This is a genomic window from Hyphomicrobium facile, assembly GCF_900116175.1.
Lineage (GTDB): Bacteria > Pseudomonadota > Alphaproteobacteria > Rhizobiales > Hyphomicrobiaceae > Hyphomicrobium_B > Hyphomicrobium_B facile.
This window is the reverse complement of the sequence record NZ_FPCH01000001.1, coordinates 827,401-847,685: the sequence shown is the minus strand read 5'-3', so window position 1 is coordinate 847,685 and position 20,285 is coordinate 827,401. Positions and strand designations below refer to the sequence as shown.

General features: G+C 61.6%; 18 protein-coding genes. 11 read left to right on the top strand and 7 right to left on the bottom strand.

What is annotated here, in order from left to right; translation table 11 throughout:
- Positions 1-72: 72 nt before the first annotated feature.
- Entirely contained in the window at positions 73-1,071 is a 999-nt protein-coding gene (locus tag BM399_RS04110; RefSeq protein WP_244531056.1) for an NAD(P)H-quinone oxidoreductase, read from the top strand.
- Between the two features lie 27 nt (positions 1,072-1,098).
- Here the strand turns inward: BM399_RS04110 and BM399_RS04105 are convergent, their stop codons facing one another.
- Positions 1,099-1,953, bottom strand: coding sequence for a TIGR01459 family HAD-type hydrolase (locus tag BM399_RS04105; protein ID WP_092864558.1), 855 nt, complete (start codon positions 1,951-1,953; stop codon positions 1,099-1,101).
- A 123-nt stretch (positions 1,954-2,076) separates the two neighbouring features.
- On the bottom strand, positions 2,077-4,326 hold the full coding sequence (locus tag BM399_RS04100) for an EAL domain-containing protein (protein ID WP_177228038.1): 2,250 nt from the start codon (positions 4,324-4,326) through the stop codon (positions 2,077-2,079).
- Between the two features lie 468 nt (positions 4,327-4,794).
- On the opposite strand from BM399_RS04100, the gene BM399_RS04095 reads away from it, so the two are divergent.
- The 7 genes from BM399_RS04095 (at position 4,795) to BM399_RS04065 (ending at position 12,934) form a co-directional block, all read left to right on the top strand.
- Positions 4,795-5,538 carry an SDR family NAD(P)-dependent oxidoreductase gene (locus BM399_RS04095; protein WP_092864552.1) on the top strand — a complete coding sequence of 248 codons (744 nt, stop codon included), beginning with the start codon at positions 4,795-4,797 and terminating at the stop codon, positions 5,536-5,538.
- Positions 5,539-5,654: 116 nt separating this feature from the next.
- Positions 5,655-6,560 (top strand): LysR family transcriptional regulator, encoded by a 906-nt coding sequence (locus BM399_RS04090; RefSeq protein WP_092864549.1) that lies wholly within the window; start codon positions 5,655-5,657, stop codon positions 6,558-6,560.
- A gap of 204 nt (positions 6,561-6,764) precedes the next feature.
- On the top strand, positions 6,765-7,295 hold the full coding sequence (locus BM399_RS04085) for an NAD(P)H-dependent oxidoreductase subunit E (protein ID WP_092864546.1): 531 nt from the start codon (positions 6,765-6,767) through the stop codon (positions 7,293-7,295).
- A complete protein-coding gene (locus BM399_RS04080; RefSeq protein WP_092864543.1) occupies positions 7,292-8,857 on the top strand; it encodes a formate dehydrogenase beta subunit in 1,566 nt (521 codons plus the stop codon). Before BM399_RS04085 ends, BM399_RS04080 begins: the two co-directional genes overlap by 4 nt.
- 54 nt (positions 8,858-8,911) lie before the next feature.
- The gene (gene fdhF / locus BM399_RS04075; protein ID WP_092866285.1) at positions 8,912-11,809 is read left to right on the top strand and encodes a formate dehydrogenase subunit alpha; all 2,898 of its coding nucleotides are present in this window, start codon (positions 8,912-8,914) and stop codon (positions 11,807-11,809) included.
- Positions 11,810-11,840: 31 nt separating this feature from the next.
- Positions 11,841-12,659, top strand: coding sequence for a formate dehydrogenase accessory sulfurtransferase FdhD (gene fdhD, locus BM399_RS04070; protein WP_092864540.1), 819 nt, complete (start codon positions 11,841-11,843; stop codon positions 12,657-12,659).
- A 32-nt stretch (positions 12,660-12,691) separates the two neighbouring features.
- Positions 12,692-12,934, top strand: coding sequence for a formate dehydrogenase subunit delta (locus BM399_RS04065; protein ID WP_177228037.1), 243 nt, complete (start codon positions 12,692-12,694; stop codon positions 12,932-12,934).
- On the opposite strand, the gene BM399_RS04060 is transcribed toward BM399_RS04065, so the two are convergent.
- On the bottom strand, positions 12,931-13,416 hold the full coding sequence (locus BM399_RS04060; RefSeq protein WP_092866279.1) for a cupin domain-containing protein: 486 nt from the start codon (positions 13,414-13,416) through the stop codon (positions 12,931-12,933). The genes BM399_RS04065 and BM399_RS04060 overlap by 4 nt on opposite strands.
- Positions 13,417-13,516: 100 nt before the next feature.
- Complete coding sequence (locus tag BM399_RS04055; RefSeq protein WP_092866276.1) at positions 13,517-15,601, bottom strand: elongation factor G; 2,085 nt, start codon at positions 15,599-15,601, stop codon at positions 13,517-13,519.
- Between the two features lie 362 nt (positions 15,602-15,963).
- Here BM399_RS04055 and BM399_RS04050 point away from each other — a divergent pair, with 362 nt between their 5' ends.
- Positions 15,964-16,212, top strand: a complete 249-nt coding sequence (locus BM399_RS04050) for a hypothetical protein (protein ID WP_092864537.1) — start codon at positions 15,964-15,966, stop codon at positions 16,210-16,212.
- 91 nt (positions 16,213-16,303) lie between these two features.
- Here BM399_RS04050 and BM399_RS04045 read toward each other — a convergent pair whose 3' ends face one another.
- A complete protein-coding gene (locus BM399_RS04045; RefSeq protein WP_092864534.1) occupies positions 16,304-17,506 on the bottom strand; it encodes a pyridoxal phosphate-dependent aminotransferase in 1,203 nt (400 codons plus the stop codon).
- Between the two features lie 304 nt (positions 17,507-17,810).
- On the opposite strand from BM399_RS04045, the gene BM399_RS04040 reads away from it, so the two are divergent.
- Positions 17,811-18,251, top strand: coding sequence for a hypothetical protein (locus tag BM399_RS04040; protein WP_092864531.1), 441 nt, complete (start codon positions 17,811-17,813; stop codon positions 18,249-18,251).
- A gap of 111 nt (positions 18,252-18,362) precedes the next feature.
- Positions 18,363-18,848, top strand: coding sequence for a hypothetical protein (locus BM399_RS04035; RefSeq protein WP_092864528.1), 486 nt, complete (start codon positions 18,363-18,365; stop codon positions 18,846-18,848).
- Between the two features lie 89 nt (positions 18,849-18,937).
- Here the strand turns inward: BM399_RS04035 and BM399_RS04030 are convergent, their stop codons facing one another.
- Positions 18,938-19,669: an SDR family NAD(P)-dependent oxidoreductase gene (locus BM399_RS04030; RefSeq protein WP_092864525.1), complete on the bottom strand. Its 732-nt coding sequence runs from the start codon at positions 19,667-19,669 to the stop codon at positions 18,938-18,940.
- A 113-nt stretch (positions 19,670-19,782) separates the two neighbouring features.
- Positions 19,783-20,010, bottom strand: a complete 228-nt coding sequence (locus BM399_RS04025) for a PsiF family protein (RefSeq protein WP_092864522.1) — start codon at positions 20,008-20,010, stop codon at positions 19,783-19,785.
- Between the last annotated feature and the right edge of the window lie 275 nt (positions 20,011-20,285).

Genomic DNA, 20,285 nt, shown 5'->3' with positions numbered 1-20,285 from the left:
TACGCGCACGCTTGCCCCGCTTGGCATCCCAGTGCATTCCTCTCGGCTATCTTCAATGAGAAAGCGAGCGAGATGAGTCTCCCGACATCGATGAAGGCCGTTGTGATCGCGGGATCGGGCGGCCCCGACGTGCTGAGCTTGACTGATTTGCCGGTGCCGCAGCCCAAAGCGGGCGAAGTCCTGATCAAGGTTAGAGCTGCCGGAGTGAACCGGCCGGACGTGCTGCAGAGGCAGGGAAATTATCCCCCGCCCAAAGGTCATTCCGAACTTCCAGGCCTCGAAGTCTCAGGCGTCATTGCCGCGCTTGGCGAGGGAGCCGGTCAATTCGCCGTTGGCGACCCGGTTATGGCTCTCGTTCCGGGCGGCGGATATGCCGAATTCGTCGCCGTGTCCGAACTCAGCTGCATCAAAAAGCCGGACGCGATCTCGTTCACCGAAGCGGCAGCGATCCCCGAAACGTTCTTCACCGTCTGGTACAACGTGTTCGACCGCGGCCACCTGAAGGCACGCGAGAAATTCCTCGTCCACGGCGGCACGAGCGGCATCGGCGTCACCGCAATCCAGCTCGCGAAGGCATTCGGCGCAACCGTCTTCACCACCGCCGGCTCGGATGAAAAGTGCGAAGCCGCCCGCGCCCTCGGCGCCGACGTCGCCATCAATTACCGGACGCACGATTTCGCGCAGGTGATCAAGAGCGAGACCGCGGGCAAGGGCGTCGACGTCATCCTCGACATGGTCGGCGGCGATTACATCGAGAAGAACATTCGCTCGCTCGGAGACGATGGCCGCCTCGTCAACATCGCCTTTCAGAAAGGATCGACCGCAACGGTCGATTTCATACGCGTGATGCTGAAACGGCTGACGCTCACGGGATCGACGCTGCGCATTCGCACCGCCGAGGTGAAAGGCGAAATTGCCCGCAGCATCGAGGAGCACGCTCTGCCGCTCATCGTCTCCGGCAAGATCAAGATACCGATCGACAGCACCTATCCCCTCGCTCGCGCAAGCGAAGCGCACGCACGGATGGAGAGCAGCGCGCACATCGGCAAGATCGTGCTGACCGTCGCCTGATCGGCCAGTCGAGCGATCGCGATCGGCCTACCAAACCAAACTTTGCATGAGAGCGACCGGCTGCGGCCCACCCGCTGGGAATAGCCGCCCGGCCGCTCCCGTGAGGGCCTCGTCCGAGCCGACATGGATGCCGCTCGCGATGAACACCGAACGAATGCCAAACCCCGCCGCTCCCGCGATGTCTGTGGCGACGCCGTCGCCGATCGCGAGCACGCGGTCCTTGGGAACGGGAACTCCGCGGATATCAGATCCCGTACGCAGCGCCAGATCGTAAATTGGCTGGTAGGGCTTTCCGGCATAGCTCACGTCGCCGCCCAGCGCCGCGTACGCGCTCGCGATCGCACCGGCGCAATAAATGATCCGGCCGCCGCGCTCGACCTTCAAGTCGGGATTGGCGCAGACCATCGGCACGTCGCGCGCCTTGAGCTTCTGAAGCAGCTCAGAATAATTTTCCGGCGTCTCGGTTTCATCGTCGTAGAGCCCCGTGCAGACGGCGACGTCCGCATCGTCCGCGGATGCCCCAGGCACTGCGCCAAGTCCGGCGAAGATCGGCAGATCGCGCGATGGCCCGATGTGCAGGATAGGCCGGCCCGCCCAAGCTGCGATGAGGCTGCGCGAGACATCGCCCGAACTCACGATGCCATCGTAAGCGGAGCGTGCCACGCCGATACTGTCGAGCTGCCGGGTCACGCTGTCATGGGGACGCGGCGAGTTGGTGACGAGAAGCGCAGTGCCGCCCTGCTTCCGGAAAGCCTCGCAAGCCGCAACCGTCGATGCAAACGGCCGAACGCCATTGTGCAGTACGCCCCAGATGTCGACGAACCAGAGGTCGGACGAGGCCGCGAACGGAACGATGGAAGAGAACAGCGGAATGGCAGACATACGGACCTTGCCCGAGGTCCTTTACGCGATATGCGATATGCGACCTCGATTTGCGGCCTATAAACGAGCAGGAGCCGGACTGTCATCCGGCTCCGTCGTCACAGTCGGCATGGTTCCGGCTGGTTACGCCGCCGCCGAATGCTTGGCCGGACGACTCCCATCGATGTTGACCTGGCGGGGTGCGCCGAAGAGCGGTCCCTGGCCAAGCAGAATGCCCGCATCGAGCAAGCGCTTCTGCATCGCTGCATCCGTGATACCGCTCGCTATCACCGATAGACCCGCCAGCGTTACCCGCTGCAGGATTTCATCCGCCGGCACGAAGCGGTCGCGTGATCTCATCCCCTCGAGCAGCGGTTGTGCGCCGAACCTGACGAATCGGAAGCCCGCTTGTTGGAGCGCGGCAAAGTCCGTTCCCATGTGCGTGACTTTGTCGAGCGCAAGCCGGAATCCGAACGAATGCATGTCGCGCAGCGCCTGCCATGCGGCCGGAGTGAACTCGTCGACCGCGTGTTGCGAGAACGTCAACACGAGCTGAGCGGAAATTCTCGGCCGGACTTCGTAGGCGTGAGCGAAGGATTCGAGGAATGCCCTGCTCGTGACCGACGAGCCGAGAAAGCTCGTCAGCAGCGAACCGCCCTTGTCGCGCGCATCCATTCGGGACGCGAGAGCCGCGGCGCGATTGAGACGCGAGATATCGAAACGCGTATCGAGATCGCCACCGACCAGCGTGAAATCGTGCTCGCTTGCGTCATGCGCTTCGCCGGAGGCCGAACGCAGGTTGGCCGTCATTTCATAATGGCTGACGGAATGCTCCGCGATTGTCACGATCGGCCCGAGCGTCACGTCGATCGCGTCGTCTTCGATCGCGCGAGCGATCGAGGCGATACGCGGCGGCAATTCCGGAGTAGGCGCCGGTTCAGCACTGAATTCCAGGATAGGCAGTTCGGGAAGCGTCAGCTCTGGAAGCGGCGGAGCATCACGCTGAGTGCTGCCCGGATTTGCGCGCTCCATCTCGGCAAGGCTCAGCCCACTTAGATTTGGCTCATGACGGCCCAATTCAGCCTCAGCTTCTTCTTCGCGGAACGCAGCGTCGTCGACGGAATCTTCGGGCTCGAACCCGGCAATGCGCTCCGCAGTCGCCGGAATGACGAGTTCTCCGAGACCCTGCGACTGAACGGGCTCCGCCGCTGGCGAAACCGGTGCAGGTGCGGCCGCCTGCATCGATGCTGCTGGGGCCGTCACCGAAGCCGGAGCCGGTGCGGGCTTCGGTGCCGGTGTGGCCGCATCATGCGTTGGAAGGAAATCGCCGAAGCCCGCGGGCCGCTGGCGCATGCTGGTTGCGACGGCCCTCAGCGCACCGATGGAATCTTCCAGCGCGCTGGCGCTCGGCTTCGGCAGCTCATTCGCACGCGAAGACTTCGGCGCGCGCAGCGCCTCGGCAGCGTTCACCTCGTCAGCGAGTTCTTTGATCTTCCGCTGCACCAGCTCGAGATCGCCTTCGATCGTCATCGCCACGCCGCCCTTCGGCATCGCGTTGGCCGAAGCAGACCAGCCCGGCGGCAGTGTGAGCCCTTTGGCCGGTGGCTGCTGCGGCTGAACATCGACGCGCCGCCGGAATGACCAGCGCTCGCGGCCGGTTTCGGGAACCGGCCTTTCGCTCGCCGGTGCCGAAAAGACCGGACGGCCCTTGGACTCAGCAGCGGGTTTTGCGGGAGTAGGTTCGGCAGCGGGCTGCATCGGCGCATGCGGCGCTGAGCGGCCTGCCCTGTCGGCGTCAACGGATGCGAGAGGCCGGGCACTCGAAAGACCGGCAGCTGCGTGATGCGGCTGGGTCGCGGCCCCTGACTGCGCAGGAGCCGCCGGTTCGGCGCGCGGAACCAAATTGCCGATATCGCGGCTCAGTTCGCGAATGCGCGATTCCGGCGTGCTCGAAGCTGCCGGAGCATTCACGGCTGCCGGTGCGCTCGGAGCTGACGGAAGCGACGGACCGGGCGCGGCCACCGCTGGCGCCGGACGCGCCTGTGAGACCTTCTGCTTTGCGCCGTTCAGCTTCACGTCATGGCGCGCCTGCCCAAACTCGGCTCGTGCAAGTTCCGCCTTGAGAGCCGCAATCTGCGCCGATTTCTGCACCTGCTTGTGAATCAGCATCAACAGCGACAGCGCAACGGCGCCAGCGGCAATCGAGATCGGCATGGAAAGGCCGAGCTGCGAAAAGCACATCATCGTAATCGCCGCCGACACGATCAGGATTGATGCAACGATAAGCCCATCGCGCGATCGAGGCTCGCGCGGCGCGTCGACGGCCTGACCGGTCGCCGGACCGATTGATGGCTCCACGGGGCCATTCGCCGACCCATTCGCAGGGCCAGCCATTGGACCTCGCATCGGAGCTGGCCCGGCACCCTGTCCGGGAGCTTGCCCGGCGCTTTGAGAGAGAGCCTGCGACGGCGCAAGCGTGTCGGATTGATCGACACTTGCTTGCGGCTTTGAATTGTCCTGCTTTGTCATGGTGTTCCAGGCTGCCTTCGATTCGTCTTGCCTCAACCTTCGCAGACAGATGAAGGGAAGCAATGTACCGGCGGCCGCTATCACCACCTTTTCGCGCGGCATCGCCACAACCAAGCAAATCATACTCCCGGCGGGGCGCGCCGGTCACATGATTCTATGCTTCGAACATATCGCCGGCGGCGGTGCATAGCCGCAAAAGCGCCCTTGACCCGTCTCCCACAAACCCGAATCGGCGCGCTGTTTAGATCTCGTTAGGCGAATCGGCGTGCTATTGTCCGACCGACGGCGCCTCTCGCGTTTGCCGGTTAGCGTATGTCAGGAGGGGAAGAGCGCATGTACATGGATCGAGTAGGTGCCAGCGTCGAAAGTGAAGTCTCGAGTGAACTTGCGCGCGCACGCATCCTGATCACGGGCCTGACTGGCATCGCCGGCGTTGACGTTGCACGTGCCTTCGCCGATCTGAAGGCCCGGCTCGTTGTCCATACGACCGACCTTTCGCCCGAACTGGTCGAACTCGCCGCCCTGCTCTCGCAAAGCGCCAGCGAAATTCGCCTCCACACCCTCGACATATCGACGGCCGATTGCGCCGCGAAATTCGCGCAGACGTCGGCCCAGGCCTATGGCGGCCTCGATGTTGCAATCAACATGGCGACAATCTCCTCCGCCGAGATTCAGGCGATTCGTGGCGAAGGCGATCTCGAAGCCCTCGTCTCGGCGAAGCTGGCGCCGCTCGCACAGCTGACGCGCGTCGTCGCCAACCGCATGAACCTCGTACTGAGCGAGGGCATGGTCCTGAACGTCTTGAAAATGCCCGAGCCGCAAGATCGCCGCTCGGCCGCCGTCGCCGGTTTTGCCCGGACAGCACTGGCTGCAATGATCGCCAACGAAGCGCGCGAATGGGCGGGTAAAGGCATTCGCATCAACGGCGTCGGCCCTCGAGCCTTCTACGACGGCAGCCGCTCTGGCGCTTATCTCACGAACGAGCCGGACGTGGCCACTTTGGCGCTCCACCTCGCCTCGCGCCGGGGACGCTCGCTCTCAGGTCACGTATTCGATGCGGGCGGCCTCGACTTCTGAGCTCGCCTCCGGCTTCCTGCCCGCTGTACGGGCCGATCGAGCCTTGAACGGGCTGCTCGATTGCATTTGATCATCGAACCGTCGATGATTAGCCCTCTCTCGGGAGAGAGAGACGAATGGACATCCGCCAGCTTCAATATCTGGTCGCCCTCGCCCGCGAAAAGCATTTCACGCGCGCAGCCCAGGCCTGCAACGTCACCCAGCCGACGCTCTCGGGGCGTATCCGCCAGCTCGAGCTCGAGCTCGGCGTGCCGATCGTCGAGCGCGGACAGCGTTACCAGGGCCTGACCCAGGAAGGAGAGCGCGTCCTCAAATGGGCGCAGCTCATCCTCAACAACTGGGCCTCGATGCATCAAGAGCTGGCCCACCTGGCGATCAGCGATTTCGGCCTGACCGGGCGGCTGACACTTGGCGCGATACCGTCGGCATTGCCGATGCTCCCCTACCTCACGCGCGACATTCAACAGCTGCACCCGCAGATTAACTTCACGATCATGTCGATGAGCTCGGAAGAAATTCTGCGCGGGCTCGAGGATTATTCGATCGACGCCGGCATTACCTATCTCGACAACGAGCCGATCAACGGCCTCGTCGCGACGCCTCTCTATACCGAGCACTACTGTCTTTTCATCCCCGGCGGCCACGCCCTCGCCAATCGCGAGACCGTGACGTGGCGCGAAGCCGCCGAATTGCCGCTCGGACTGCTGACTTCGAACATGCAGAACCGGCGAATCATCGACCGGGCCTTTCACGATGCCGGATGCCGCCCGTCGCCCGCGCTCGAGACCAACTCGGTCATTAATCTTTATTCGAATGTCAGGCTGATGCAGCTCGCCAGCGTGATGCCGCATTATCTTTTAGACCTGCTCGGCAGCGACACTGAATTGAAAGCCATTCCCCTCGTCGAACCGAAGGTTGCCCATAGCGTTGGCCTCGTAACCCAGGACCGCGATCCTGTCGCACCCCTCGTGCGCGCCTTTCAGGCGACTGCCGCTAAATTTTCAGTAAACATTATTTCCTGAAGGGAAATAGACACTTAGTCGCCCGTGTTTGCCTCAAACTGTGAGTTTCACCTCAGTTATTGCGTCGCCTCATAGACGGTATCTATAGTGAGATCGATCATATCGATTTGAATAACGAGACCGGATGACACACTTAACGTCACGCGGCAAAGTGGCCTTTCAGATCACGGCGACCGCCAACAAAACACTGAGGAAACGCCACACATGGCGAAGAAAGCCGTAAAGCAAACGAACGGCTCACGGGTGGATCAATTCCCGGCCCCGACCCCTGCGGAGGTCGCGGCGCTGGCGTCATGTGCACGCCACGGAAACAAGCCTGACGAGCTTCTTGAGATTTTCCACGACTTGCAGCACCAGCTCGGCTACGTGCCGGACGCGACGTTGCCGGTCATCGCCAAGGCATTGAACCGCTCGCGCGCCGAAATTTACGGGGTGCTGACGTTCTACCATGAATTCAAGCGTCATCCGGTCGGCAAGCACGTCGTTAAGATCTGCCGCGCCGAAGCCTGTCAGTCGATGGGCACGGACGCGTTGTGTCAGCACGCTGAGAAATCATTGGGCACGTCACTCGGTGGTACGACGGCTGACGGAATGGTCACCATCGAGCAGGTCTTCTGCCTCGGCAACTGCGCGCTCTCGCCCGCCATCATGGTCGGCGAAAAACTTTACGGCAAAGTCGATCCTAAACGTTTCGATGAGATCATCGGCGGACTCGAGAAGGAAGCCGCGGAATGATCAAGATCTTTGTACCACGTGATGCTGCGGCCCTTTCTGTCGGCGCCGATGAAGTTGCAGCCGCAATCGCCTCAGAAGCGAAAAAGCGGAAACTCCAAGTCGAGATCGTCCGCAACGGTTCGCGCGGCATGCTCTATCTCGAGCCGCTCGTTGAGGTGACGACTGCGAACGGTCGCGTCGCCTATGGCCCAGTCGCGCCAAGCGACGTTGCGAGCCTGTTCGATGCGGGTTTTCTCGAAGGCAAGGCCCATGCGTTGGGCCACGGCCTCACGGAAGAAATTCCATATTTCAAAAATCAGGAACGGCTGACGTTCGCGCGCTGCGGCATCACCGATCCTCTTTCGATCGAGGACTATCGCAGCCACGGCGGTTTCGTCGGACTGGCGAAAGCCCTCCAGATGAAGCCGATCGACATCGTGACGGAAGTGACGACGTCGGGCCTTCGCGGCCGCGGCGGCGCCGGCTTCCCGACCGGCATCAAATGGAAAACGGTTCACGATCTCCCGGCCGGTGAAAAGTACGTCGCCTGCAACGCCGACGAAGGCGACAGCGGCACCTTCGCCGACCGCATGCTGATGGAAGGCGACCCATTCTGCCTCATCGAAGGCATGACGATCGCGGCCATCGCCGGCGGCGCGCAGAAGGGATACATCTACGTCCGTTCCGAATATCCGCACTCGGTGCACGTCCTGCGTGAAGCAATCGAGATTGCGCGTCGCGCCAACTGGCTCGGCGACAATATTCAGGGAACGAAACATTCCTTCGATCTTTTCGTACGCATGGGTGCAGGCGCCTACATCTGCGGCGAAGAAACCTCCATGCTTGAAAGCATCGAGGGCAAGCGCGGCATCGTTCGTTACAAGCCGCCGATTCCCGCAATCGAAGGCCTGTTCGGCAAGCCGACGATCATCAACAACGTGATGAGCTTCGCGGCCGTACCGATCATCATCGACAAGGGCGGCGAGTTCTATCGCGACTATGGCGTCGGACGCTCGCGCGGCACGCTGGCGTTCCAGATCGCAGGCAACATCAAGCAGGGCGGTCTCGTCGAGAAAGCCTTCGGCGTTACGACGCGTCAGCTGATCGAAGACTGGGGCGGCGGCACGGCGACTGGCCGTCCGGTTCGTGCGGTCCAGGTCGGTGGCCCGCTCGGCGCGTACATTCCTGAATCCAAGTTCGACGTTCCGATGGACTACGAGGAATTCGCCAAGGTCGACGCAATGGTCGGCCACGGCGGCCTTGTCGTCTTCGACGATACTGTCGACATGGCCAAGCAGGCGCGCTTCGCGATGGAATTCTGCACGATCGAAAGTTGCGGCAAGTGCACGCCCTGCCGCATCGGTTCGACGCGCGGCGTGGAGGTGATCGACAAGATCATCGACGACATCGATCGCACGAAGAATTTGGCACTGCTCGAAGATCTTTGCGTGACTATGGCCGACGGCTCGCTCTGCGCAATGGGCGGTCTGACGCCGTTCCCAGTCATGAGTGCGGTTCGTGGATTCCCCGAGGACTTCCACAAGCCGTCGCCGAATAAGTTTCTCGCGGACGCTGCAGAGTAATTTCAGGATTAGAATCCTCAACGAGGACGATCGATGAACCACCACGTCAAGCCGATGACTCTCATCAAAGAGATCGACTACGGCACGCCCAGCCCAGAGATCACCGACGCCACCAAGATGGTGACGCTCGAGATCGACGGCCAAGAGATCACGGTTGCCGAAGGCACCTCGATCATGAACGCCGCAATGCAGCTCGGTATCCAGATACCAAAGCTCTGCGCAACTGACAGCCTCGACGCTTGGGGCTCGTGCCGCCTTTGCCTTTGTGAAATCGAAGGCCGCAGGGGCACACCCGCTTCGTGCACGACGCCCGTCGCGCCCGGCATCAAGGTCACGACGCAGAATCCCCGTCTCGCGAACATCCGCCGGGGCGTCATGGAGCTTTACATCTCCGACCACCCGCTCGACTGCCTGACCTGCGGCGCCAACGGCGACTGCGAGCTGCAGGACATGGCGGGCGCCGTTGGCCTCCGCGAAGTGCGCTACGGCTACGACGGCGAAAACCACGTCTTCGCGAAGCGCGCCGACGGCCAAGCCAACGATATGTTCAAGCCGAAGGACGGCTCGAACCCCTACTTCCAGTTCGATCCCTCGAAGTGCATCGTCTGCTCGCGTTGCGTTCGCGCCTGCGAGGAAGTTCAGGGCACGTTCGCACTGACGATCGACGGCCGCGGCTTCGCTTCGCACGTCTCCGCCGGCATGGACGAAGAATTCCTGGCCTCCGAATGCGTATCCTGCGGCGCCTGCGTGCAGGCCTGCCCGACCGCGACACTGATCGAAAAGTCGGTGCTCGACCTTGGCCAGCCTGAGCACTCCGTCGTGACGACGTGTGCCTACTGCGGCGTCGGCTGCTCGTTCAAAGCCGAAATGCGCGGCGAGGAAGTCGCGCGCATGGTGCCCTATAAGGACGGCGGCGCCAACGAAGGCCACTCGTGCGTTAAGGGCCGCTTCGCCTTCGGATACGCGACCCACAAGGAGCGCGTGCTGACGCCGATGATCCGTGAAAAGATCACCGATGCGTGGCAGGTCGTGTCGTGGGACGAGGCGATCGACTACGCCGCGAAGCGCCTCAAGGAAACGCAAGCGAAATACGGCAAGGATTCGATCGGCGGCATCACGTCGTCGCGCACGACGAACGAGGAAGTCTACGCCGTCCAGCGCATGGTCCGCGCCGCCTTCAACACCAACAACATCGACACCTGCGCCCGGGTCTGCCACTCGCCGACCGGCTACGGTCTGAAGCAGACGTTCGGCGAATCCGCCGGTACTCAGGACTTCAAGAGCGTCGACAAGACGGACGTGATACTTCTCGTCGGCGCCAACCCGACCGACGCACATCCGGTCTTCGGCTCGCGCATGAAGAAGCGCCTTCGTGAGGGCGCCAAGTTGATCGTCGTCGATCCCCGCCGGATCGAACTCGTCCGCTCGCCGCACGTCGAAGCTGCCTACCATCTGCAGCTTCAGCCTTCGACGAACGTCGCTATCATGAACGCCATCGGTCACGTCATCGCGACCGAGAACCTCATCGACCGCAAGTTCGTTAAGCGCCGCTGCGAGCCGACCGACTTCTTTCGTTGGGAAGAGTTCATCAAGCGGCCGGAAAATTCTCCGGAAGCCCTTGAACCGATCACCGGCGTCCCGGCAGAGCAGGTCCGCGAAGCAGCCAGGCTTTACGCAACCGGCGGCAACGCCGCGATCTACTACGGCCTCGGCGTCACCGAGCACAGCCAGGGCTCGACGATGGTCATGGCCATGGCCAACATCGCAATGGCGACAGGCAACATCGGGCGCGAGGGCGTCGGCGTGAACCCGCTGCGCGGCCAGAACAACGTGCAGGGCTCGTGCGACATGGGCTCGTTCCCGCATGAACTGCCCGGCTACCGCCACGTCTCGGTTCCCGAGACCCGCGCCGTCTTCGAAAAGGAATGGAACGTCAAGCTCGCAGCCGAGCCGGGCCTTCGCATTCCGAACATGTTCGACGCCGCCTCCGACGGTTCGTTCATGGGCCTCTTCATCCAGGGCGAGGACATCGCCCAGTCCGACCCCAACACGCACCACGTCGAACACGCGCTGTCCTCGATGGACATCGTCATCGTGCAGGATCTCTTCCTGAACGAGACGGCAGCGTTCGCGCACGTGTTCCTGCCCGGCACGTCGTTCCTCGAAAAGGACGGCACCTTCACGAACGCCGAGCGCCGCATCAATCGCGTGCGCAAGGTGATGCGTGAGAAGCAGGGAATGCCGGAGTGGGAAGTCGTCTCCCGCATCGCGACCGCCATGGGCCATCCCATGCGCTATAACAATGCGGCCGAGATCATGGACGAGATTGCTCGCCTCACACCGACGTTCGAGGGTGTTTCCTTCGATCGGATCGATGAGCTGGGCTCGATCCAGTGGCCGTGCAACGAAGAGCACCCGACGGGCACGCCTGTCATGCACACGGAAGAGTTCACGCGCGGTAAGGGCCGCTTCATGCTGACGGGCTTCGTCCCGACGGCGGAACGCTCGAACCGCAACTTCCCGCTCATCCTCACGACCGGCCGCATCCTGGCGCACTACAACGTCGGCGCCCAGACGCGGCGTACGGACAACGTCGCATGGCACCCCGAGGACATCCTCGAGATCCATTCGAGCGACGCGGAACTGCGCGGCATCAAGACCGGCATGAAGGTGTCGCTCGCGAGCCGCGTCGGCGCCACGACGCTGACGGCCAAGATCTCCGACCGGATGCCTCCGGGCGTCGTCTATACGACGTTCCATCACCCGGTCACGGGCGCCAACGTCATCACCACGGACAACTCGGACTGGGCGACCAACTGCCCCGAGTACAAGGTGACGGCGGTGCAGGTGACCGTGTCCAACCACCCGTCCGAGTGGCAGGCCGAGTGGCAGGAGCGCGAAGTCGAGAACAAGCGCATCGGCAAGGAAAAGAAGCTGGAACCGGCCGAGTAATCTCGGCCCGCCAGCCTGGAGTTGAATTGCGATGAATGTCGTTCCGAAGGACGTCAAGCAGCCTCAGGGTGGAGCGGAGCTTTGCTCGCGCCCCGCCGTGGGCGAGCTGCAGACGGCCTCCGGCACGCAGTCCGTGACATGGCAGCTCCCCGAGGAGGTGCCGGTCGCGCTGCAGATCAACTCCGAGCCCTACACGGTCATGATGTCGACGCCGGCGGATCTCCGCGATTTCGCCGTCGGCTTTCTCGTCGGCGAAGGCATCGTCCCGGATCCGTCCAAGATCCAAGGCATCCTCGTGATGCCGGTCGAAGGCGGCATGGCCATCGACGTCGCCGTGCCTGAGACTGCGATCGAAACATCGCGCCTCGCGCGCCGCACCATGGAGGCCCGCACGGGTTGCGGCCTCTGCGGCGTCGAAGACATCGAATCCGCCGTTCGGCCATTGCAGCAGCTCGGCCGGACATGGTCGCCAAGTCCTGATGCGATACGGCGCGCCGAGCGGGACCTCTTCGACCACCAGCCGATGAACCGCTTCAACCGGTCTGTTCACGGCGCAGCTTGGGTATCGAAGGACGGCGAGATCCGCTTCGTCCGTGAGGACGTCGGACGCCACAACGCCCTCGATAAACTCATCGGCGCCCTCTACACGCAAGGCATCGATCGGACGGACGGCTTCGTCTTGATGACCAGCCGCTGCAGCTTCGAGCTGGTGCAGAAATCAGTCACAGCGGGCATCCAGGCTCTGGTGACCGTCTCCGCGCCGACCGTCCTCGCCCTTGAACTCGCCAAGAAAGCCGATCTCTTTCTGGCGTCTCGCGGGCCAGGTGGCCCCGTCGTATTCCATTCCTGATCAACGCAATCCAATCTCAATCGAGAAACCTGATGCAAGCTTCCGATCTCGTCCGCATGGCCAATCAAATCACGGACTACTTCGCCGTCTACCCGAAGCCCGAAGCCCTCGACGGCATCTCCAAGCACATCCATGCCTCGTGGGAGCCGCGCATGCGCAACGCTCTGAAGGCCCACATCGATGCCGGCGGCGAAGGCTTGTCGCCGTTGTTTCTCGAAGCGATGGCCGATTACTTCAAAGGCCCCAAAAGCCCGGCGAAAGCGGCTGCGCGCTAATAGGGCGTTCCGTCCTTGCGCGTGAATAGCCAGCGGCCGTCCGCGCCGAGGCGTGCTTCGATATCGTCCGCAGGGTAGGTCCCGGTATCGCCGGGCGAGCGATCCCCGATTTCGAGATAGACGACGTCGCGATCCGTCCGATTGACGAGCTGATGCGCGACGCCCGCTGCAGGAAAGCCCGCGCACATGCCAGGGGTGAGTTCAATCTCGCCCACGTCCGTTATCAGCGTCGGCTGTCCCTCGATGATATAGACGAATTCGTCCTGTTTGCTGTGGCGATGAAGAAGTGCGGATTCGCCGCCCGGCCGGAGCCGGGTGAGATTGACGCCGAAGTTCTTGAGGCCGAACTGGTCGCCCAGCGCACGCTTCTCCCGCTTCAACATCCGGGAATAGAATGGCTCGGGATAATTCGAGGGCTTCGTTCTTGGTGGAACCGCGGCTGCCTCGACCGCCAACGGAAGTTCCCTCTTTTCCGCAGACATTTTCATCTCCGCAATGAATATCGCGAGTCACGCTAGCAGCTCTGCAACGAAAAAGGGCGGTGCGGACCGCCCTTTTCCATTCGAATCCGAAACAGTGCCCTTACTCGGCAGCCGCACGGCTGGCAGCGAGGACCTGGTCCTTGAGCCGTCCCGACACTTCCGAGAGATGATCGAACCCGAAGGTGAACGAGCCGACACCGGCCGTCGCCGATCTGAGATCGATGATCAGGTTATCCATCTCCGCTTCCGGAATATGAGCCTGGATCAAATCCCATCCCGGCCAATCCGGACGTGCGTCGAAGCCGAGGATCTGGCCGCGCCGTTGCGAGATGATGCCGTTGATCCGCGCATTGGACTCCGACGGCACCGCGATCGATACGGCCATGATCGGCTCGAGCAGAACCGGATTGCACTTCGGCAATCCTTCCGTCATGGCGAGTCTTCCCGCCTGCCGGAACGCCATGTCGGAGGAGTCGACCGAGTGGAACGACCCATCCGTCAGCGTCACCGCAACGTCCACGACGGGAAAGCCGAGCGGACCTTCGGTGAGATAATCGCGCACGCCGATTTCGACCGAGGGAATGAAGTTCCTCGGAATGGCCCCGCCTGTGATCGTTTCGCTGAAGGTGATGCCGCCGCTTCTGGGTAGCGGCTTGATGTCGAGTTTCACATCGCCGAATTGGCCATGCCCGCCGGACTGCTTTTTGTGCCGTCCGCGAACTTCGGTCGACGATCGTATCGTTTCCTTATACCCGACACGCCGCTTCTCGCGCACCACTTCGATGCCGTACTTGCGCAGCAGCCGCTCGAGCGCCACCCGAAGATGCATCTCGCCCTGTCCGTGCAGCAGAATTTGATGCATCTCGGCATTGTGTTCGAGCATCAGCGACGGATCTTCGTCGATCAGCTTGGCAACGGCGGACGAAAGCTTCACCTCGTCTTTGCGATCCTTGAGGCCGAGCCCAATTGCGAGCGCCGGTTGCGGTGCCTCCGGTACGCGCAGTTGCGCTATCGCCGTCTTGCCGACTGCGATCGTCTCGCCCGAGTGAATGGAATCGAGCCGTCCCAGCGCCACCGTTTCGCCCGCCTTGGCGGGCCCACGCTTGATCGCCTCTTCGCCGCGAATGGTGAAGATACCGGCGACGCGCTGCTCATGCCCGCTGCGGCCGGTCACCGTCGCGCCATCGGCGATTTCTCCCGCGAAAACGCGCGTATACGATAATTTTCCGCCCGACTTCGTATGCACGCTCTTGAAGACGTACGCCGCGGATTTGAGACCATCGAGATTCAACCGCTTCGCCGTATCCTCGACGGTCGGACATTCGTGACGAAGCGCCTTCAACAGCCGAAGGATTCCGTGCCCGTGCTCGGCCGAGCCGATGAGGACAGGACATATCAAGCCATCGCGAAGCTCCTTGGAGAGGTCGTCGAAAACGCGGTCGTTCGGCGGCGGGATATCCGCCAGCAACTGCTCCATCAGTTCGTCGTCGTAATCAGCGAGCTTCTCGAGCATCTGGAATCGCGCTTCCTTCTCGCGCGCTTCGATCGCCGACGGCAGCTCGATGATCTTGCTCGATGCATGTTCGCGGTAAACGTACGCACGCTCCGACGCGAGATCGACGAAGCCCGTTGCTATCCCGTTTTCCCAGATCGGCATCTGGCGCAGCACGAGCGGTTTGGCGCTTGCCGGCTGCAGGCTCGGAATGACGTCGTGAACCGGAATGGGCGAGGTATCGATCTTGTTCAGGAACACGATGTGCGGAACGCCCGCATCATCGAGTTGCTTGAGAATGACTTGGAGGGCAGAGACGCGCTTCGGATCGGCTTCGCAAACGACGACGGCCATATCGCAGGCAGGAAGCGCGAGTGTGCCCTCATGCGCGAACTCGACGGAGCCCGGACAGTCAATAAACGTGAAATTTTCACCGAGAAATGCAGCGTCCGCGACGTTAAGGCCGACGCTCATCGCGTGCTCACGGGCCTCTGGCGAATTATCGCCGACCGTCGAATTTTGTGTGATCGAACCGGCCCTAGAAATGCTGCCGGTGCGGGCGAGTATGGCTTCGAGAAGTGTCGTCTTACCGCTGGCAAAGGGCCCGACGAGCGCAACGCATCGCGCGCCTCGGACCCCAGCCCTGGTACTTTGATTGCCGTTCCCGCCCTTCGGGCCATCTGAGCTCGTCATGATTGCCTCCGATGTTGCGAGGCGCGCGACCATGCAAGCCGCGCCCCGCACCTCGGAAGAGAGCGGCTGGAGGAATGCTCGCTCCAAAGCGGTAGAGGCACAACGGGAATCACCGCACAGTTTCGTGAAAAATTTATTGCAACGCGGTAGAATTACTCAATATGCGGGGATCTATTACTGCGCCGCCAAAGCTACTTCTCGCGATATCCTTCCGGAGGGGTCCGGAAAGACAAAAATAACTTGAATAACTTTAAACTTGTCGCATTGTGAACTCTTCCGGCGTTTCGCGCGTTCATAGGGCACTGGCGAGAAATACGGAACGAGCCAGAGGGATATTGGCTCAGGAAATGCGAGGCTGGGTTATGAGTATCGAAACACTGATGTCCGCGGCCAACGCTGCCGGATATGTCATGGCCGCCGAAGAACAACTCCCCGACGCTTTCGGCGCCGAACCTCAGGTGTTTGAATTCAAGTCGCAGCCGCCGACGGCGATTGCGATTTGGCGACCGGTTGTTCCTGCCGTCGATGGTAAGCCGCTTACCGGCCACATCGCCAACGCGTGGGACTGGTTCACCGATCGCTTCGTTCATCACGGCGCAACGCCGGCCTGAGAAACGAACAACGCCCAGCGCTGAATTTGAAAAGCGCGCGACCGAGGTCGCGCGCTTTTTGTTTCGCAAATTTTGATCTCAAGTTTTGATCTCAGGCGAGATTTCCGCAGAAGCGCTGAATGCGCGTGCAGGCATCCTTCAACGACTCCGTCGAAGCCGCATACGAAACGCGGAACGACGGCGATCCTTCGAATGCCGCTCCGTGGACGACCGCGACGCCTTCTTCCTCGAGCAAAGCCGTGACGAAATCTTCGTCGTTCTTGATCACCGTGCCCGTTTTGCTCGTCTTGCCGATCAACGCCTTTATGCTCGGATAGACGTAGAACGCACCCTGCGGCTTCGGGCACTGCAAGCCCTTTGCCTGATTGAGCATGCTGACGACGAGATCGCGGCGCTCAACGAAGATCTTGTTGTTGGCGGCGATGAAGTCCTGCGGCCCGTTGAGAGCTTCGACACCGGCCCACTGCACGATCGACGACGGGTTGGATGTCGACTGCGACTGCAGTTTGCGCATGGCATTGATGAGCACTTCCGGACCCGCCGCATAGCCGAGACGCCAGCCGGTCATGCAATAGGCTTTCGACAGCCCGTTCATCGTCAGCGTGCGGTCATAGAGCTTCGGCTCGACTTGCGCCGGCGTCGCGAATTTCAGTCCGTCGTAGAGCAGGTGCTCGTACATATCGTCCGTCAACACCCACACGTGCGGATGCTTCAGCAGAACGTCCGTCAGAACTTTCAGATCGGCAGCCGAATAGGCCGTACCCGTCGGGTTGGACGGCGAATTGAAGATGAACCACTTCGTCTTCGGTGTAATCGCCTTCTCGAGTGCTTCCGCCCTGAGCTTGTAGCCGTCTTCGATGGTCGTCTCTGCGAAGACGGGCTTGCCGCCGCCAAGCAGAACGATGTCGGCGTAGGAAACCCAGCACGGCGCGGGGATGACGACCTCGTCTCCCGGATTGAGCGTCGCGAGCAGCGCGTTATAGAGCACCTGCTTGCCGCCCGTGCCGACCGAAACCTGGCCCGGTTTGTAGTCGAGGCCGTTGTCGCGCTTGAACTTGGCTGCGATCGCCGCCTTGAGTTCGGGTATGCCGTCGACGTCCGTATACTTCGTCTTGCCCTCGTCGAGCGCGCGCTTGGCGGCGTCTTTGATGTTCTGCGGCGTGTCGAAATCGGGCTCACCGGCCGACAACGAGACGATGTCTCGCCCTTGCGCCTTGAGCTGCCGCGCTTTCATCGAAACGGCGATTGTCGCGGAGGGTTGGATGCGGTTCAGAGTGTCGGCGATGAAGCCCATGTTGAAGTGGCCTGTTATCGGATTGAGTTATCGGGATTGAGATCAAGCGTTTCGCGACGCGAAATAAGCGGCGCGGACCGTAATTGCAATGTTTCCGTGCTGCAAGGCAGCGTTTTCCCTGGCGCAGGGCAGCCGTCGCAACCTCTGATGCGATCGCGCAACAAATGCACCAAAATCATCCCGCAAGCGCCATTTGATAAGCTTGCGCCACAATCCGAACCAATGGCCGCCCAGAAGCCCGGTTCAACATTCTCCGAACGTGATCTGCTTACCAAGTTGATGACGAGCGGGAGGAATTGAGACGATGCCAGCCAGCGTTAAGCCGGAAGCTCGTGCGCGTCGACGGAACGGCGTGGCGAAACCCAAATACCGGCGCCGCCTGTGGCGTCCGATAATCGACATTGTCATCAGCGGGTTGGCGTTCGTTCTGGTCTCGACGATGTTCGTGGCGCCCGTCAGTGCCGGAACGAGCCCCGCCGCATTCGCGGGCATCCAGCTCGCCGTCAGCCCGGCAGGCGTGAAGGCTCTCGCCGAGCAGGGCCCGCTGCCCATCGTCGCCATAGCGACCGCCAGTTCCCCGGCCGAAGCGGTCTACCGCCAAACCAGCCAATCGGCCGCCTGGGGATTGCTCGGGGTCGCATTTTCCCTGATGGCCGCACTGAACTTAGCGTTTCTTAGGCATCTTCGCCGCACTTATGCCCCGAATCTTGCCGTTTCCCCCTGCCGGGATACGGTATGCGGCTGATGTGGCGTGACGCGCTATTGAATTGCCTTAATCTCGACTGTACCTCTGGAGGCGGCGAGCGGGCATCTGCGCCGTTTTCGCCAACCTGATAGGAATGCTGGAGGCCGAAGCATGACGAAGCAGGAATTGAGACCCTTCTGGTTGGGCTTGACGGCCGGCGCTGCTGTTGCCGCCATCGCTGGCGCATTGTTTTTCGCCAACAGCGAAACCGTCCTCCGGAAGAGTTTTCAGACTGCCCTCAACAAAACCAGCGTCGAGGCCAAGCAAGTCGCTTCAGCCAACGCCCCGATCTCTGGTTCGGAAGACTTCTGGCTGACCGCCATGCGCGACGGCACGGCCCCCGTCACCAAGACGATCTCTGTCGGCGACCAGATATCGATGAACCTCGGCGGCGTCCGGCGCACGCTCGAAGTCGCAACCGTTGCGGACTTCTCGCCCCAAATCACCCAGATCGACACATCGTCGGGACCAAGCCACTTGGTGCTCGTGACGGCGCGTGACCTGGGCGACACGGCCGCTCGACCGATTCGCTTCGTCATGGAAATCCAGCAGGGCGGCGCTCCTGTCGTAGCTGGCCGCACCGGCCGCACGCTCTGACGACGAGCTGACTTCCTTTTTTCAGCAAGTGCTGACGATGGCGGCCGGCTCCCCGCAAGGGGAGTAGCCATCGCCAATCATAGAAGCCCTCACCAAGGCTGCTGTTCCTTATCCTGAAAAAAGCCGCCGTTCGGCCCCGCGCTATCCAGCATCGCGAGCCAAATCGCTGTTTCCGCGCCTTCTTCTGGAGAGCGAGGCGCCGCCCCGCCTCCCATGGCGGTCCTGACCCAACCCGGGGAGCAGGCGTTGACTTTCACATCTACACCCGACGCCCCCGCTTCAGCAGCGACAACGCGCGTTAGAGCATTCAGCGCTGCCTTCGAGACGCGATAGGCCGGATAGCCAGAGCCCATGTTGGCGAGCTGCCCCGCAAGCGACGACATGTTGACGACGCGGCCGTAGCCCCGCGTGAGCATGCCGGGAATGAGCGCGCGCATCGTGACGGCCGCTCCCAACACGTTGGTCTCCCAGGTGCGCTCGAAGATGTCGTCCGTCATGTCGAAAAAACTCGAGCTGAAGCCACCCGGCCCATCGATCAGAATGGCGGCGTTGTTCACCAGGACGTCGATCGGCGGCGACGTGAGCTCGAGCTCGCTAAGTGCAGCCGATAAACGTCCCGAGTCCGCCAAGTTGAGAACGACCGGCGTAACGGTGACGCCCACCTTCTCGAAATCTTCTGAAGCGGTGACTGCTTTTTCGCGCGATCTCACACCGGCGAGAACATGGAAACCCTGGGCCGCAAGTTGACGAGCGATCTCGAATCCGATCCCCCGGTTGGCGCCCGTGACGAGCGCAGTTTTGGAATTCTCCGTGTGCGCCATGACGCACCTCCACGCAATGAATACCACATCGCCAGCGCATCTTGCCGCCATAAGGAAAAACCCCACCGGGGACGGTGGGGTCTCTCACTTAGACGATTATGCGATGACCGGTATTAGTATTTCTTCTCTTCCGGTTTCATCATGTCCTTCGAATGCATCATCTCCTGCTTGCAGTGCTCGCGGAATTTCTTCCGCTCCTTGCCGTGCAAGCCCTTGGCGTCCGCCTGCTTGGAGCACTCCATGGACGCAGCCGACTTATCGGTGGCGGCGGCGAATGCGGCTCCGCTGCCCATCACGAACGTGGCGGCAACTGCAGCAGCAATCAATCGGGTGGTGATCATTTAAGTCTCCGTATTCGCTGTTTGGGTTATTGTCCGCCAGAACCGGCCAAACGGGTCGGCCGGAAGCGGCCCCCAACTCCCAACCGGATAACTCCCAAACTCCAAGTTGGTCCCGCTTCGCTATCACTGCGAGAAGAACGACCGAACTTACTCTTCCGTAAGGAGAATTTTGGGGAACCAATTCGCTCCGAATTTTGTCGTATTGCGGAGGCGTGACACTGTAGCTTCAAATCGGCATTTATGACTAAGGCCTCCTTTCCTATATTCAGTCTGTG